Consider the following 16,193-nt stretch of genomic DNA (forward strand, 5'->3'; position numbering starts at 1 on the left):
CGAAATCGCGTCCCGTTTGCACGCCCCTTGCGCGCCCCATGAAGGATAGTTCCTCCCAGCAGCCATTTGGGAGAGCAGCATGGGTCCGTTTCCGCACGATGCACCGCCCGCCACGATCAGCGCCGACAATCCGATGGGGACCGACGGGTTCGAGTTCGTCGAATATGCGCATCCCAATCCGGAAGAGCTGCACGCGCTGTTCAAGCTGATGGGCTATGCGCCCGTCGCGCGCCACAGAACCAAGAAGATCACGGTCTATCGCCAGGGCGACATCAACTATCTCGTCAACGAGCAGCCCGGCACCCACGGCTACGAGTTCGTCGCCGCGCACGGCCCCTGTGCGCCCTCGATGGCCTTTCGCGTCGTCGACGCGAAGGCGGCCTATGACCGCGCCATTTCGCTCGACGCCGAGCCGGCCGACGTGTCATCGGCGCAGAAGACGCTCGACGTCCCCGCCATCAAGGGGATCGGCGGCAGCCTGCTTTATCTCGTTGACCGCTACGGCGCCAATGGCTCGGCCTATGATGCCGAGTTCGAATGGCTCGGCGCACGCGACCCGCGGCCGGTCGGCGCCGGCCTGTTCTATCTCGACCATCTCACCCACAACGTCCATCGCGGCCGCATGGACGTCTGGGCCGGCTTCTACGAGAAGCTGTTCAACTTCCGCCAGATCCGCTTCTTCGACATCGAGGGCCGCGCCTCCGGCCTGTTCTCGCGCGCGCTGACCAGTCCCGACGGCAAGATCCGGATTCCGATCAACGAGGACGCCGGCGATTCCGGCCAGATCGAGGAATATCTGAAGACCTATCGCGGCGAGGGCATCCAGCACATCGCCTGCGGCTGCCGCGACATCTACCGCACCATCGAAGATCTGCGCGGCGCCGGCCTGCCGTTCATGCCGTCGCCGCCCGACACCTATTTCGAGCGGATCGATGCGCGCCTGCCCAGGCATGGCGAGGACGTCGCACGGCTCCGGAAGAACGGCATCCTGATCGACGGCGAGGGCGTGGTCGACGGCGGCCAGACCAAGGTGCTGCTCCAGATCTTCTCGGCCAACGCGATCGGCCCGATCTTCTTCGAGTTCATCCAGCGCAAGGGCGACGACGGCTTTGGCGAGGGCAATTTCAAGGCCCTGTTCGAGTCGATCGAGGAGGATCAGATCCGGCGCGGGGTGTTGAAGGTGGACAACGCGGCTTAGGCGCATGCGTTAGACGCGAGTTACATCCACATCACTGGTGTCGTCCCGGCGAACGCCGGGACCCATGCCGCGTGATCTGCCGATCGCGATAGGCGGGAGTACCGAACTCCGAGTCTTCGCCAAACCACTCCCCGTGGTTATGGATTCCGGCGTTCGCCGGGACGACAGCGGAAGTTGTGGCAAGAGCAAGGGCCTAACGCCCCGCCCACGCCTTCGTTACCGCGCCGATCTCCGCACCTTCCGGCTCGCGCGCCGCCGACGGCGTGCGCGAGAACCGCGGCGCCGGGGCCGGCTGCTTCACGCCGTGGCGTTCGATGAAGACGTTGCGGGCGACCATGTGCGGATGCTTTGTCGCTTCCGACATCGTCAGCACCGGCGCGAAGCAGATGTCGGTGCCTTCCATGATCTTGCACCAATCCTCGCGCGTCTTGGTCTTGAACACGGCCTTCAGCTTCTCCTTCAGCGCCGGCCAGGCCTTGGAATCCATCTGCGCGTCGAAATCCGCATCCGTCAGTCCCGCATGCTCGCGCAGCAGCGCGTAGAATTGCGGCTCGATCGAGCCGATCGAGACGAAGTGCCCGCAGGCGCATTCGTAGACGCCGTAGAAATGCGCGCCGCCGTCGAGGAAGTTCTGGTTGCGCTGCTCGGTCCAGCGCCCCATCGTCGCCATGTCGAAGAAGAACGACATCAGCGAGGCCGCGCCGTCGCACATCGCCGCGTCCACCACCTGGCCCTTGCCCGACTTCTGCGCTTCCAGCAGTGCTGCGAGTACGCCGACGACGAGATAGAGCGCACCGCCGCCGAAGTCGCCGACCAGGTTGAGCGGTGGCACCGGCGCCTCCTTCGTGCCGATCGCCGCGAGAGCGCCGGTGATCGATATGTAATTGATGTCGTGGCCGGCCGCGTTTGCGAGCGGTCCCTCCTGGCCCCAGCCGGTCATGCGGCCATAGACCAGCTTCGGATTGCGCGCGAGCACGACGTCCGGCCCGAGCCCGAGCCGCTCCATCACGCCGGGGCGAAAACCCTCGACCAGCGCGTCCGCGCTCGCGAGCAGATCCAGCACTTGTGCGATCGCCGCCTTGTCCTTGAGGTCGAGCTCGATCACCTTGCGGCCGCGCCCGGCCACCGACTTCATGCTCTTCTTCGCGCCGACGCGGTCGAGCGTGACGACGTCGGCGCCCATGTCGGCCAGCATCATGCAGGCGAACGGGCCGGGCCCGATGCCGGCGAACTCGACGATGCGGAAGCCCGAGAGCGGGCCGGAGGTGCGGACGGTCGAGGTGGGGGTTGGTTTGTCGAGCACGTTGTTGTTTCCTCGGGTCGCGGGCGGACGCCGGTGATCCGGCCATCGTCGCTGACATTTCTTCTGTGGGGCGAGTTAATCGGCCGATTAACTTCTCTCGCCTTCCCGTCAGCGAGGCAAGCGGTTTTCATGACGCATGGCCAAATAAAACGGCGCGCACCGAAGTGCGCGCCGCGGAAAATTTGTGTCGAGACGCTATCAGCCCGCCGCGGCCACGGCGCGCTGCGCCATCACCTTGACGAGGTTGGCGCGATATTCCGCCGTGCCGTGGATGTCAGCGAGCAGTCCGCTCGCCGGAATGCTGACGCCGTCGATCGCAGACGGCGACCAGTTCGCCTTCAGCGCGGCTTCGATTGCGGGCACCCGCATCACCCCATTCTGCGAGGCGCCGGTGGCGGCCACTCGAACCTCGCCCGATTTGGTCTGCGCGACGAACACGCCGGTCAGCGCGAAGCGCGAGGCCGGGTGCCGCATTTTTTCGTAGCCTGCCTTCGCCGGCACGGGGAACGACACCGCGGTAATGATCTCGCCGTCTTCGAGCGCCGTGGTGAACAGGCCCTTGAAGAAGTCATCCGCCGGGATTGACCGCTTGTTGGTCTTCACGGTGGCGCCGAGCGCGAGCAGGGCGGCCGGATAGTCCGCGGCGGGATCGTTGTTGGCGATCGAGCCGCCGATCGTGCCGCGGTAGCGCACGGCGGGGTCGCCGATCAGGGACGCCAGATAGGCGAGCGCAGGGATCGCCTTCTTCGCGGTGTCGCTGGTCGCCACATCATAATGCGGCGTGGCGGCCTTGATGGTCAGTGTGTCGCCGGAAGCTTCGACGCCGATCAGATCCTTGATCCTGGCAAGGTCGATCACGTCGGAGGGGGCGGCAAGCCGCTGCTTCATGACCGGCAGCAGTGTCTGTCCGCCGGCCAGGAATTTCGCCTCGCTGCTCTTGCCGAACAGGCTCACGGCTTCGTCGACCGAGGAAGCGCGATGATAAGTGGTCTGGTACATCTTGGTTGCTCCTGAAATCTTTTCTCTGTCATTCCGGGATGCGCCTGATGGCGCAGACCCGGAATCTCGAGGTTGAATTCGTGGCTCCAGATTCCGGGTTCGACGCTTCGCGTCGCCCCGGAATGACGATGATGAGCGGTCAAGCCGCGTGGATCGTGCGCCACACCCGGTCGGGGGTTGCGGGCATTTCCAGATTGTTCTTGCCGATCGCATCCGTGATCGCGTTGATCACGGCCGCTGAAGCCCCGATTGCGCCGGCCTCTCCGCAACCCTTGATGCCCAGCGGATTGCCGGGGCACAGCGTCGTGGTGTGCGAGAGATTGAACGAGGGCAAATCGTCGGCGCGCGGCATGGCGTAGTCCATGAACGAGGCCGTGACCGGCTGGCCGTTGGCATCGTAGAGCGCGTGCTCCAGCAGCGCCTGACCAATCCCCTGCGCGAGGCCGCCATGAACCTGGCCTTCGACGATCATCGGGTTGATCAGCCGGCCGAAATCGTCGGCGGCGACAAAGTTGACGAAGGAGGTCTTGCCGGTGCCGGGATCGACCTCGAGCTCGCAGATATAGGCGCCGGCCGGGAAGGTGAAGTTGGTCGGGTCGTAGAAGGCGCTCTCCTTCAGGCCCGGCTCCATGCCGTCAGGCAGGTTGTGTGCGGTATAGGCGGCGAGCGCGACCATCGGCAGGGCGATCGCCTTGTCGGTGCCGGTCACCTTGAACTCGCCGTTCTCGATGACGATGTCGGCTTCCGACGCTTCCAGCGCATGCGCCGCAATCTTCTTGGCCTTGGATTCCATCTTCTCCATGGCCTTCAGGATCGCGGTGAGGCCGACGGCGGCGGAGCGTGAGCCGTAGGTGCCCATGCCGAACTGCACCTTGTCGGTGTCGCCATGGACGATCGAGACCTGGCTGATGGGAATGCCCAGGCGATCGGCGACGAGCTGGCAGAATGTGGTCTCGTGCCCCTGGCCGTGGCTGTGCGAACCGGTGAGGATCTCGATGGTGCCGACCGGGTTGACGCGCACCTCGGCCGATTCCCATAGGCCGACGCCGGCGCCCAGGCTGCCGACCGCCTTCGACGGCGCGATGCCGCAGGCCTCGATGTAGCAGGACACGCCGATGCCGCGCAGCTTGCCGTCGGCTTTCGCCTTGGCCTTGCGGGCCGGGAAGCCGGCATAGTCGATCGCCTTCATCGCGGCATCGAGCGAGGCGTTGAAGTCGCCGGTGTCGTAGGCCATGATGACGGGCGTCTGGTGCGGGAACTGGGTGATGAAGTTGGTCCGGCGCAGCTGGGCCGGGTCGACCTTGAGCTGACGCGCCGCCGTCTCCATCAACCGTTCGATGAGATAGCTCGCCTCGGGACGGCCTGCGCCGCGATAGGCGTCGACCGGCGTGGTGTTGGTGTAGACCCCGATCACCTCGGCATGGATCGCCGGGATGTCGTACTGGCCCGACAGCAGCGTTGCGTAGAGATAGGTCGGCACCGAGGACGAGAACAGCGACATGTAGGCGCCGAAATTGGCGTAGGTCTTCACCTTCAGGCCGGTGATCTTGTTGTTGGCGTCGAACGCCATCTCGGCATGGGTCACATGGTCGCGGCCATGCGCGTCGGTGAGGAAGGCTTCGGTGCGGTCGCCGGTCCATTTCACGGGACGGCCGACCTTCTTCGAGGCCCACAGCGCCACCATCTCCTCGGGATAGATGAAGATCTTGGAGCCGAAGCCGCCGCCGACGTCGGGCGCGATCACGCGCAGCTTGTGCTCGGGCGCGATGTTGTAGAACGCGGACAGCACGAGGCGGGCGACGTGCGGGTTCTGCGAGGTCGTGTAGAGCGTGAAATGCTCCTCGGCGGCGTCATAATCCGCGATCGCCGCGCGCGGCTCCATCGCATTCGGGGCGAGGCGGTTGTTGGTGACGTCGAGCTTCACCACATTCGCGGCCTTGGCGAAGGCGGCATCGGTGGCGCCCTCGTCGCCGATCACCCAGTCATAGACCTGGTTGCCGGGGGCCTCGGGGTGAAGCTGTGGCGCGCCGGCCTTGATGGCCGCGTGCATGTCGGCAACCGCAGGAAGCTCCTCGTAGTCGACGACGACGGCCTCCGCGGCGTCGCGCGCGAGATTCTTGCTCTCGGCGATCACGACGGCGACGGCCTGGCCGACGAACCGCACCGTCTCCGGCGCCATCGCCGGCCATGCGCCCATCTTCATCGGGCTGCCGTCCTTGGAGGTGATGGCCCAGCCGCAGATGAGATTGCCGACCTTGTCGTCGACGAGCTGCTTTCCGGTGAGCACCGCGACCACGCCCGGCATCTTCAGCGCGGCGGAGGAGTCGATCCCCTTCACCTTGGCGTGCGCGTGCGGGCTGCGGACGAAATAGGCATGGGACATGCCCGTCAGCTTGATGTCGTCGACGTAACGGCCCTTGCCGGTAATGAAACGCTTGTCTTCCTTGCGCACGACGCGCGCGCCAATGCCTTCAACACCCATGTCTGGTCCTCCCGACCGGAAATTTGTTGACCCGCGCTTTCCCTCGAAAGCGGCAGTGGTGGTTTCTTGTTCGCGACGGCCGCCCTACTCGGCCGCCTGCGCGACCTTCATGCGTCCGGCCGCATCGAGCACGGCCTTCACGATGTTGTGGTAGCCGGTGCAGCGGCAGATATTGCCTTCGAGCTCCTGGCGGACGGTGGCCTCGTCGAGCTGGCCACCATGGCGTTGCACGATGTCGATCGCGGACATGATCATGCCCGGCGTGCAATAGCCGCATTGAAGGCCGTGATTGTCGCGGAAGGCAGCCTGCATCGGGTGCAGCTCGTCACCCTTGGCGATGCCCTCGATCGTGGTGATGCTGGCGCCATCGGCCTGCCCTGCCAGCATGGTGCAGGATTTCACCGCACGGCCATCCATGTGCACGACGCAGGCGCCGCACTGGCTGGTGTCGCAGCCGACATGGGTCCCCGTGAGATTGAGGTGATCGCGCAGGAGCTGGACTAGCAGCGTGCGGTCCTCGACGTCGACAGCAACGGCCTTGCCGTTGACCGTCAGTTTGACTGTAGACACGATGAAGTCCTCCCAGATGTTTGTAGTTATTCTAATTAGAGACAGCGCGAACGGAACTTTGCAACTGGGATTTTGGTGACCGCGCGTCATCGAAAGGTCATCGTGGCGGCTGTCGCAGATATACGATTCGGCCACGATGCTCCCCGCCGCCGCCAGTGCGTGGCGCGACTTTGCAGGATGCTTGCGAAAAAGCTCGCGGTTGCATCCGTGACGGCATGTTCGACGGCCATCATGAGAAGCGCATGCCTTGGTCGTGCTTGCGGCCCCTGTACTCGGCCCGGTCGCGCGTCGTTTCTCCCTTGAATGCCTTGTCCGTTGCGCGAATAGGAGCACGCGCCCCCGCCTTTGTAATCGCGATCTTGGTAGTAGGTGACGAAGATCTAAGTCATTGATTTTTCTTATTGCGATGCAGCGAAGCTGAGCCCGCATGAGGGCATGCCAACTACCGCGTCGGTCGCGCCCTCCTAGTACTTCCTGGCGATTGATCGCCGGCCCGCGCCACCCTAGTCGAGCCGTACCAAGCAACGGCAAAAGGGGTGGAAGCGATGCAGATGAACGACAGTCGGCGTATCCCGGCAGCGAAAGCCACGGTGTGGGCTGCGCTCAACGATCCCGACATTCTCAGGCGCTGCATTCCCGGCTGCCAATCGCTCGAGATGGCGTCGCCGACGGAGATGACGGCCACCGTGGTGCTGAAGGTCGGTCCGGTGAAGGCGACGTTCGGCGGCAAGGTGACGCTGACCGATATCGATGCGCCCAACGGCTACCGCATCGTCGGCGAAGGCGCCGGCGGCGTCGCAGGCTTTGCCAAGGGCGGGGCGAAGGTCCGGCTGGAGGAAGAATCGCCTGGCGTCACCATCCTGCATTACGAGGCCGACGCGCAGATCGGCGGCAAGCTCGCACAGCTCGGCGCGCGGCTGATCGATTCGACGTCGCGAAAACTCGCCGCGAACTTCTTCGAAAACTTCGCGGCGGTGGTAGCGCCATCATCGTGACTGATGCGCGATTGCGGCGCGATGCCGCCTGAATTCGATGACGCATTTCGAGCTGCAAGATAAGGGCAAGACGCAAGCTCGGACAACGAGATGGGCGACGAAGATCGCCAATGATCCGCACTACTACCTTCCGCCTATACTAAGCGCGAAAAGCCGATGCTGTAATTTCGAACGATGGCTCGCAGGCGAACTGCGCATCACGGGCGCAACGCGCTCAGGCGCCCAACGTGGCGTGCACAACAACATCGCGGAGGGAATACATGACCTTTGGAACGAAGGGATTCTTGGCTGGCATCTCGATGATTGCGGTGCTGGCCGCGGCTGCATCGGGCGTTCGCGCCAACGACTCGCTGATCAAGGCGCAATCCGACCAGAACCAGTGGGCCGTTGCCGGCCACGACTACGGCAATACGCGCTACAGCCCGCTCAAGCAGATCAACACAGAGAACGCCGGCAAGCTGACGCTCGCCTATTCGTTCTCGCTGGCGTCGCTGCGCTCGAACGAATCCTCGCCGATCGTCGTCGGCAACACGCTGTACGTGTCGAGCTCCTGGGGTCCGAAATACGTCTACGCGCTCGATGCCGCGACCGGCGCGCGCAAGTGGACCTGGGAGCCCGAAATTCCCGATGACGTGCTGCAATATGCCTGCTGCGACGTGAACAATCGCGGCGTCTCCTATGCGGATGGAAAGATCTTCGTCGGCCGTCTCGACGGCAAGCTGACGGCGCTCGATGCCGCGACCGGCAAGTCGCTGTGGACGACGAAGGTCGTCGACTACAAGCAGGGCTCGGTCATCACCTCGCCTCCGCTGGTCGTGCGCGACAAGGTCATTACCGGCTTCGGCGGCGGCGAGTACGGCGTGCGCGGCTCGCTCCAGGCCTTCGACATCAACACCGGCAAGCAGCTGTGGCAGACCTTCACGGTTCCCAGCCCGGACGAGCCCGGCGGCGACAGCTGGAAAGGCGATTCCGCCCAGCATGGCGGCGGCGCGGCCTGGCTGGTCGGCTCCTACGATCCCAAGAGCGACACCGTCTATTGGGGCACCAGCAATCCCGGCCCCTGGAATACCGGTGTGCGCTCGACCGGCGACGGCAATTTCGGCAAGCTGACCAACCTCTACACCGCCTCGACGCTGGCGCTCGATCCCAACACCGGCAAGATCAAATGGCACATCCAGACCACGCCGGCCGATGCCTGGGACTATGACGGCGTCAACGAAGCCGTGCTCGCGGATCTGAAGATCGGCGGCAGCACCGTGCCGGCACTGATGAAGGCGGATCGCAACGGCTACTTCTTCGTCGCCAACCGTGAGACCGGCAAGGTGCTCTCGGCGGAGAAATACGTCTTCTCCAACTGGGCGAAGAAGTGGGACGTCAGCACCATGCGCGCGGTCGAAGACCCGGACAAGCGTCCGGGGCCGGGCCATCCCGCCAAGGACATCTGCCCGAACCTGATCGGCGGCAAGAACTGGCAACCGATGTCCTTCAATCCGCAGACCGGGCTCGTTTACATCCCCTCGAACAATGTCTGCATGGACTGGTCGGTCTCCGACGTCGCCTACAAGCGCGGCGTGTTCTATCTGGGCGCCGAATTCCCGACCAAGGAGGGTCCCGGCGGCTTCCTCGGCGAGCTCGTGGCCTGGGATCCCATCGCCCAGAAGAAGGTCTGGTCGATCAAGGAAGACCTGCCGTTCAATGGCGGTACGCTGACCACCGGCGGCGGCCTCGTGTTCGCCGGCAACATCCATGGCGACTTCCGCGCCATCGATGCGAAGTCCGGCAAGGTGCTGTGGAGCAGGAATCTCGGCTCCGGCATCGGCGCGGGCCCGGTGACCTACAGTGTCGACGGCAAGCAGTACGTCGCCATCGTCGTCGGCCGCACGGCTGCATTGCCCGCGTTCCTGGGCGAGGTTGGGAAGAAGATGACGGCCGCAGCCCCCGAGGGCGGTTCGCTCTTCGTGTTCTCCGTCCAGTGACACCTGGCGCGCGTATCCCGAAGGAGACGGGATACGCGCGCGCCTTTCGAGATTGCGCGATTGCGGCGTCGGCCAGATCCCGTGCCGCAATCCCTGGTCCAGCCATTCCAAACCTCCGGAGATGAGGATGCGTCCGATCAATCCAGGAAGCGGCAAGAGCCGAAATCGCGCCGTTGCCGGGCTCCTCGCATGTGTCGCCGCGTCTGCGACGATCGCAACCGCTCACGCAGACGAGACCAAGCCGTTCCGTCTCTGCGCCGATCCGACCAATCTGCCGTTCTCGAGCGATGATCCGTCGCGGCCGGGCTTCTATGTCGAAATTGGCCGGGCGCTGGCGCAGGCGCTCGGCCAGCCGATCACCTACGACTGGTACAAATCCTATTTCGGCAAGCGTACCGTGCGGGTCACGCTGCTGGGCAAGCAATGCGACGCCATGATCGGCCTGCCGCGCTCCGAGGATTTCATGGGCCCCGCCGTGATCTTCTCCAGCACCTTCGCGAAGGAAGGCTACGCCCTGGTCGCCGCGAAAGATCAGGCGATCGGCGGCGTGGACGACCTCAGGGGCAAGCGCGTCGCCGTCCAGTACGCCAGCACGCCGCAAAACCTTCTGGCGACACGCGACGACATCCAGAAGGTGACCGTGCTGTCGCCCGAGGAGGCCATGCAGGCGCTCGACCGGGGCAGGGCCGACGTCGCCTTCATCTGGGGGCCCGTGGCCGGCTGGTTGAACATGACCGCCTACAAGGATCGCTATCAAATCCGGCTCACCGAGGGCGAAGGCCTGTCATGGGATGCCGCGATCGGCTTCGCAAAGGGCTCGACCGAGCTTCGCGATCGCGTCGACGCGATCCTGCCGAAGCTTCAGGGGACGATCGCCGATCTCGCGGTGAAATACGGCTTGCCGGCCGGACAGCCGGTCCGCTTCGGCGCGGCTGAGGTCGTGCCGGCGGGAACCACGACTGGTGCCGGTCCCGGGCCGCGCGTGACGCAGGTCGCAAATGTGGTGGCAACCGAGATCAAGGGCGATGCAGCTGGGCCGAATGCGGAGACTGTCGGCGCAGGCAAGGAGATCTTCAACGGAACCTGCGCGCATTGCCACGGCCCCGACGCCATCCAGAGCGAACGGAAGATCGATCTGCGCCTCCTGCGTCACCGCTACGGCGACGACATGCGCGACACGTTCCAGAAGACCGTGCACGAGGGACGCCCCGCCAAGGGCATGCCGGCCTGGAAGGAGGTCTTCACCGACGAGCAGTTCGACAGCATCTATTCCTTCCTGCTGACCGTTCAGGTGGAATCGAATGACTGAACGGCCTTGACCGGACGGGATCGGGAAGATGTGGTAGCGTCCATCCCGCATCTTTCCGACGCCGGACCGGCGCAGGATGGGTGCGCTGCCGCCGCCCGTGCGGTGGATCCTTTGGAAGGCGCCATGGCCAGCTTCCTGATCATCGACGATCATCCGCTGTTCCGCGAAGCTCTGGGCAACGCGGTGCGGCTGGCCCTGCCCGAGGCCCGCATCCTCGAGGCGATGTCGATCGAGGATGCTCTGCACATCCTGACGACCGAGCAGGGTGTCGACCTCGCGCTGCTCGATCTGTCGCTGCCGGATGCGACCGGTTTCTCCGGGTTTCTCCGCTTGCGCGAAACATATCCGCGCCTGCCGGTCGCCATCGTGTCGAGCGAGGAGGATCAGCACGTGGTCCGCGAAGCACTGGCGCTCGGCGCGGCCGGCTATCTCCCGAAATCGACGTCGAAGCGCGAGCTGGCCCAGTCGATCGAGGGCGTGCTCTCCGGCTCGGTCTCGGTGCCGCGAGATTTTGTGGCGACGCCGCGGCGGCGAAAGGCCGAAACCAGCAAGGCGCTCGAGGTCAAGCTCCGCGAGCTCACGCCGCAACAGCTGAGGGTTTTGGACCTGTTGCGGCGCGGCTATCCGAACCGGCAAATCGCGCAGGAGCTGCAGCTCGCCGAATCCACGGTCAAGGCGCACATCACCGAGATCCTGCGCAAGCTCGGACTGTTCAGCCGCAACAAGGCGATCATCGAGATCGGCAAGATGGACCTGCCAGATCCCAGGAACCGCCCCTGTGCAAGGGTCGACCGCGGGAGGCCGCAATGACCGGCGCTGTCATTGACCTCGATCAAGCCGGCTCGCGCCGGTTGATACATCCTCGCTTCAAGCTCGATCCCGGCAAAATGGCTGACACGTGACGCGATTTCTGATTGTCGAAGACCATCCGTTGTTTCGCGAGGCGCTCGAAGGCGCGCTGCAAATGGTGGCGCCCGAGGCCGAGATCCTGCAGGCGACATCGGTCGACGGCGCGCTCGAGCTGCTGGCCACGGGAGCCGAGCTCGATCTCCTCCTTCTTGATCTGTCGATGCCGGGCACGACCGGCCTGTCGGGCATCGTTCGCATCCGCAAGGCCTTTCCGAAGGTGCCCGTCGTCATCGTGTCGGCGCACCAGGATCCGCGCATCATCTCCGGCGCCTTGTCGCTCGGCGTGTCCGGCTACATCCTCAAATCCTCGTCCAAGCAGGAGCTCGCGCAGTCGATCGGCGAGGCGCTGCGTGGCCTCGTCTGTGTTCCCAACGCCTATCGTGCGCTCCGGCCGCAGCGTGCCGCAGGTCCCGCGCACGAGCTGTTGAGGCGACTGCATGATTTGACGCCGCAGCAATTGCGGGTTCTCGAAATGCTCAAGCGCGGCCTGCAGAACAAGCAGATCGCCTATGAGCTCAAGATTTCCGAGACGACCGTGAAGGTCCATGTCTCCGACATCCTGCGCAAGCTGAATGTGCTGAGCCGCACCAAGGCGATCGTCGAAATGTCGAAGATCGATTTTGCGACGCTGGCGAGCGAAGGGATGAGGGTGAAGCACGATCGCGCGCAGTCCGAGTAGCAGAAAGGCTGCGAGCGCTTCAAGTCAGCAGAAACGACAGCAGCGCGCGCATTTCGGCGGGCTTGACCGGCTTCTTCAGCACCTCGAGTCCGTAGAGGCTCGCCTGCTTGGCGGCCTTCTCGGAATAGTCGGCGGTGATGATCATCGCGGGCACGTCCAGCTTCGTCTGCTGCCGGATGTCGGCAATAGCCGACAATCCGCTCTCGCCGTGATCGAGATGAAGATCGGCGATGATCGCGTCCGGCGCGCCGCCCAGTTCACGCAGGCGCAGCAGCGCGTCCGCGGCCGATCGCGTCGACGCGACGTCGCAGCCCCATCCTTCCAGCAGCGCGGCCATGGCCTCGGAGCCCGATGGGTCGTTCTCGATCAGCAGGATCTTGGCGCCTTCGAGCCCGCCATATTGCCGTTCGGCGAGCTTGGCCTCGTGCGCCTCGTCGCTGACCTCGGCAAGGTCGGCCGGCTCGAGCTCGAGGGTGAACGTCGATCCCTTGCCAAGTTGCGATGACAGCCGCACCTCGTGCCCGAGCACCGTTGCGAAGCGGCGAACGATGGAGAGACCGAGACCAAATCCGGCCTGGTCGGTTGCGCTGGCTTCACCGCGCTGGAATTCGCGGAAGATCGCCTCCTGCTGGGCCTGCGCGATGCCCGGTCCGGTATCGGAAACCTGAACGCAGATGCGATTGTTGCGGCGCCTGCATCCCATCACGACGCCGCCGCTGCGGGTGTAGCGGATGGCATTGGCGAGCAGATTCTGCAGGATGCGCCGGAGCATCATCGCGTCCGACGACACGGCGAGCGGCGAGGAGCGGATGCGCAAGCACAGGCCTTGCCGCGCGGAGATCGGCGCGAATTCGTTGCGGAGCTGCTCGAGCAGCGGCGCGAGCGCCATGGGACGCACATCGGGCTTGAGCGCGCCGGCGTCGAGCTTTGCGATCTCCAGCAACGAGCGCAGCAGATCCTCCAGCGTCACCAGCGAGCGGTCGACCTGATCGATCAGCAGGGCGGCGTCCTGCGATTGCATCATCTCGGTCAGCGCCGAGAGCGTCAGGCGCGCCGCATTCAGCGGCTGCAGCAGGTCGTGGGTGACCGAGATCAGGACGGATGATTTGAGCGAGCTTGCGGCCTCGGCCTGCTGCTTGGCGCGATAGAGCCCCTCATTGGCGTGTTCGATCGAATGCAGCGCCTCGCGCAATTGTTGCGTCCGGTCTCGAACCTGGCGGTCGAGCGCGATGGCGGTCTCGAACAGCGAGAAGGCGTTGAGCTGCTGGTCCATCGAGCGTTCGACGCGGGACATCAGCGCTGCGTTGATCTTCTTCAGCTTCGCGGCTTCCCGCTGCAGCTGCTCGACCGTTGCGGGATCCTGCCACAGCCCGGTCACGACGGGCGCCTGCCGATGGCGACGCCGGTGAAGGTCTGGTTCACATGCATCGAGCCGAACTGCTCGCCGTAGGTATGAAAACCGACCACGCGATTCTGGCGGTAAAGCTCGGACATGTCGCGGGCAAGCTGGTGCTGCTCGGCGTCGAGCCGGCGCAGCAGGCATTCGAATCCGATATAGAGCGAGACCTCACCGATCTGGTCGCGCGTCTCCGCAAAGGCCTCGCGCGTCGTGCCGACGAGGCTGCGCGACGTCGCCGCCGTCAGCACCATGCCTTCGTCGATGGCGCAGAAGAAGTGCAGGGAACCATCCGGTTCGACACGCTGAATCGACCGCGCATAGTACGAGCCGCCGACGCGGACCAGCACAGGATGCGCCGCGAACGCGAAGGGGGCGAGCTTGGCGTCCATGATGCCGACGACGCGGGAATATTCCTGGGCCGCGGGCTCCGCATTCAGCTCCCTGACGGTCCGGTTCTCGATGTCGGCCTCGGTAACCACCATCCGCTGTGGCCGCGGTTCGAAATTGTCGCATTTGAAGACCCGGAACGGCAGCGACGTATTCAGGAGGATCAGGAGCGCGGCATTCGTATGCGCCTTGCCGTCGAGGAACACCCAGGTCCTCTCGAAGCGCAATCCGTCGCCGGCAGACCCGCCGACGACCGGAATGTCGTCCAGCGAGGCATAGATGGCGGACATCACGGCCTCTTCGCGGCGGCACAGGCCGTCGATCAGCACGAGACCGAACGGATTTCGGCGCTCGGCGTGCGCGGACACCCGCAGCAGCTCCTGCCGGATTTCGGCGCCGATCCTGCGGCCGTCCTCGACGCGAAAACTGTCGAGATTGAGAATCGGGCGCACCACGGCCGAGAAGTCGGCCCGGCTGAAGGCGAGAGCGACGATGCTGTTCTCGTCCCAGCCGTCGGGGGCCAGTTCGCCGGCGGTCGTGCAACCGCAGACCGGAATCCCGTCAAATCGCCGGCTGATCTCCGCGATGAATTGGTGGGGATCGTAGCTGGGGGAGACAAAGAGCAGGATCAGCGTCAGCTCGTCGGACGGGAGCTGAGCGGTGAGCTCGGCAACAGCTTGTTCCGCGCCCGCCGCCTTCGACTTCGCGACGGCAACGCCGGACGCACCGCCAAACCGAAAGTCGGTTTGCCTCACTCCGTTTCTCCCCCCGAGGACCGCTCGGTCTAGTGCCGAATTCCTGGACAAGTATCCAAAGAATATGGCCTTTTTCGTCTGGTCGCAACACGGCGATGAGACCCGCGGGGCGTTCCGCCCGAAGCCGACCGAGCCGGAGACGGCTGGGACCAATTTACCGCCCTTTATCGATTGTGCCTTAGTTTTGCGCATCCAGGTCAGGGGGCGGGGCGCCTCCGGATCGCGGCTGAATACAAATGGGGGTGGGAATGTCCGGGCGTATCGCGTCGTCGTCTAAGCGCACACTATTTCCGGCCCTCAGGTTCCGCGCAAAAATCGTTCTCGGTTTCGCGGCAGTGCTGGTGATCTCCGCCGGCAGCATGGCCTTCTCCTATTTCGGCTTCGAGCGGGTCGCTTCCGGGGTCGGGTCGTATCGCAGCAGCGTTTCCGAGGCAGATCTCGCCCGCAACATCGACCGCGAGCTGCTCGCCTATCGTTGGGCCGTCAGATATTTCGTCGTCACCGGCAAGGAAGACGACGCCAAGGCGGCGCTGGATGCTGAAGGCAGCCTGAAGAACGCCGTAGACCAGGCCGTCAAGAGCGCCAAGAAGCCGGCGCGGCAGGAGAGTCTCAACAAGCTCGCCAAGGAATTTTCCAACTTCTCCGCGACCTTCGCAAAGGTTCTCCAGGCCAAGCGTGACAGCGGGCTGCTGGTGCAGAACCAGCTCACGCGCAACGCCAACCTCTTGAAATACAAGCTCGACGATATCGGCAACAGCGCTTCCGACGCCGAAGCACAGGCGATCGAGTTCGGCACCAAGCAGGTCAACGCCCAATTTCAGACCGCGAGTGCGGCCGCGACCAATTTCGTGCTGACGTCCGACCAGACGATCGCGAACAGCGCACTGGCGCGGCTGAAATTCGTCGAGAACTCGCTCGGCGCGGTCTACACCATGGACGACAAGATCGTCGCTGGCCTGAAGGATGCGAAGGCGCTGCTCGGCGCCTATCGCGAAGCGCTGGAGAAGCTGATCGCCAATGCCAAGCTGGTCGATGATCTCGTCACCGAAATGAGCGGCTCGGCCGGTGCGATCCTGCAAGGCGCGACCGCCATGAAGGCGGACCTCGTCGCCGAACAGCAGCGGCTGGATTCGGAGTCGGAGGCGACCATCGGAAAGACCGAGCAACTGGTGCTGATGCTGGCCATCGGCGGCACGCTGTCAGGCGCGGTCCTCGCATTTCTGCTCGGCACC

12 protein-coding genes and 1 pseudogene are annotated in these 16,193 nt (G+C 64.6%); 7 read left to right on the forward strand and 6 right to left on the reverse strand.

The genetic code is table 11. The features are described 5' to 3' along the window. Window positions 1-79: 79 nt before the first annotated feature. The gene (gene hppD / locus XH87_RS08680) at window positions 80-1,198 is read left to right on the forward strand and encodes a 4-hydroxyphenylpyruvate dioxygenase (protein WP_271586932.1); all 1,119 of its coding nucleotides are present in this window, start codon (window positions 80-82) and stop codon (window positions 1,196-1,198) included. A gap of 193 nt (window positions 1,199-1,391) precedes the next feature. On the opposite strand, the gene XH87_RS08685 is transcribed toward hppD, so the two are convergent. From XH87_RS08685 to XH87_RS08700, 4 genes are all read right to left on the reverse strand, one after another. Then, on the reverse strand, window positions 1,392-2,501 hold the full coding sequence (locus XH87_RS08685) for a CaiB/BaiF CoA transferase family protein (RefSeq protein ID WP_271586933.1): 1,110 nt from the start codon (window positions 2,499-2,501) through the stop codon (window positions 1,392-1,394). A 198-nt stretch (window positions 2,502-2,699) separates the two neighbouring features. Next, entirely contained in the window at window positions 2,700-3,500 is an 801-nt protein-coding gene (locus XH87_RS08690; RefSeq protein WP_158667879.1) for an FAD binding domain-containing protein, read from the reverse strand. A gap of 139 nt (window positions 3,501-3,639) precedes the next feature. After that, the gene (locus XH87_RS08695) at window positions 3,640-5,982 is read right to left on the reverse strand and encodes a xanthine dehydrogenase family protein molybdopterin-binding subunit (protein ID WP_158667880.1); all 2,343 of its coding nucleotides are present in this window, start codon (window positions 5,980-5,982) and stop codon (window positions 3,640-3,642) included. An 84-nt stretch (window positions 5,983-6,066) separates the two neighbouring features. Next, window positions 6,067-6,552, reverse strand: coding sequence for a (2Fe-2S)-binding protein (locus tag XH87_RS08700; RefSeq protein WP_035714326.1), 486 nt, complete (start codon window positions 6,550-6,552; stop codon window positions 6,067-6,069). Window positions 6,553-7,097: 545 nt separating this feature from the next. Here XH87_RS08700 and XH87_RS08705 point away from each other — a divergent pair. The 5 genes from XH87_RS08705 (at window position 7,098) to XH87_RS08725 (ending at window position 12,420) form a co-directional block, all read left to right on the forward strand. Then, entirely contained in the window at window positions 7,098-7,547 is a 450-nt protein-coding gene (locus XH87_RS08705; protein ID WP_271586934.1) for an SRPBCC family protein, read from the forward strand. Window positions 7,548-7,807: 260 nt separating this feature from the next. After that, on the forward strand, window positions 7,808-9,523 hold the full coding sequence (locus XH87_RS08710) for a PQQ-dependent methanol/ethanol family dehydrogenase (RefSeq protein ID WP_271586935.1): 1,716 nt from the start codon (window positions 7,808-7,810) through the stop codon (window positions 9,521-9,523). Between the two features lie 127 nt (window positions 9,524-9,650). Continuing rightward, entirely contained in the window at window positions 9,651-10,832 is a 1,182-nt protein-coding gene (locus XH87_RS08715; protein WP_271586936.1) for a c-type cytochrome, read from the forward strand. Between the two features lie 123 nt (window positions 10,833-10,955). Beyond that, entirely contained in the window at window positions 10,956-11,642 is a 687-nt protein-coding gene (locus tag XH87_RS08720) for a response regulator (protein WP_271586937.1), read from the forward strand. A gap of 88 nt (window positions 11,643-11,730) precedes the next feature. Continuing rightward, the gene (locus XH87_RS08725) at window positions 11,731-12,420 is read left to right on the forward strand and encodes a response regulator (protein WP_035714315.1); all 690 of its coding nucleotides are present in this window, start codon (window positions 11,731-11,733) and stop codon (window positions 12,418-12,420) included. Window positions 12,421-12,439: 19 nt separating this feature from the next. On the opposite strand, the gene XH87_RS08730 is transcribed toward XH87_RS08725, so the two are convergent. Both XH87_RS08730 and XH87_RS08735 read right to left on the reverse strand, forming a co-directional pair. Continuing rightward, complete coding sequence (locus XH87_RS08730) at window positions 12,440-13,798, reverse strand: hybrid sensor histidine kinase/response regulator (protein ID WP_035714311.1); 1,359 nt, start codon at window positions 13,796-13,798, stop codon at window positions 12,440-12,442. Next, entirely contained in the window at window positions 13,795-14,961 is a 1,167-nt protein-coding gene (locus tag XH87_RS08735; RefSeq protein ID WP_271586938.1) for an FIST N-terminal domain-containing protein, read from the reverse strand. The genes XH87_RS08730 and XH87_RS08735 overlap by 4 nt, the downstream gene beginning before the upstream one ends. 248 nt (window positions 14,962-15,209) lie before the next feature. Here XH87_RS08735 and XH87_RS08740 point away from each other — a divergent pair. Beyond that, window positions 15,210-16,193: pseudogene (locus tag XH87_RS08740) on the forward strand (methyl-accepting chemotaxis protein); the annotation flags it as partial.

The organism is Bradyrhizobium sp. CCBAU 53415 (genome assembly GCF_028128735.1).
GTDB lineage: Bacteria > Pseudomonadota > Alphaproteobacteria > Rhizobiales > Xanthobacteraceae > Bradyrhizobium.

Coding starts and splice junctions, on each gene's coding strand:
- hppD (WP_271586932.1), top strand. CDS start 80: ATGGGTCCGTTTCCGCACGATGCACCGCCCGCCACGATCAGCGCCGAC.
- XH87_RS08690 (WP_158667879.1), bottom strand. CDS start 3,500: ATGTACCAGACCACTTATCATCGCGCTTCCTCGGTCGACGAAGCCGTG.
- XH87_RS08695 (WP_158667880.1), bottom strand. CDS start 5,982: ATGGGTGTTGAAGGCATTGGCGCGCGCGTCGTGCGCAAGGAAGACAAG.
- XH87_RS08705 (WP_271586934.1), top strand. CDS start 7,098: ATGCAGATGAACGACAGTCGGCGTATCCCGGCAGCGAAAGCCACGGTG.
- XH87_RS08710 (WP_271586935.1), top strand. CDS start 7,808: ATGACCTTTGGAACGAAGGGATTCTTGGCTGGCATCTCGATGATTGCG.
- XH87_RS08715 (WP_271586936.1), top strand. CDS start 9,651: ATGCGTCCGATCAATCCAGGAAGCGGCAAGAGCCGAAATCGCGCCGTT.
- XH87_RS08720 (WP_271586937.1), top strand. CDS start 10,956: ATGGCCAGCTTCCTGATCATCGACGATCATCCGCTGTTCCGCGAAGCT.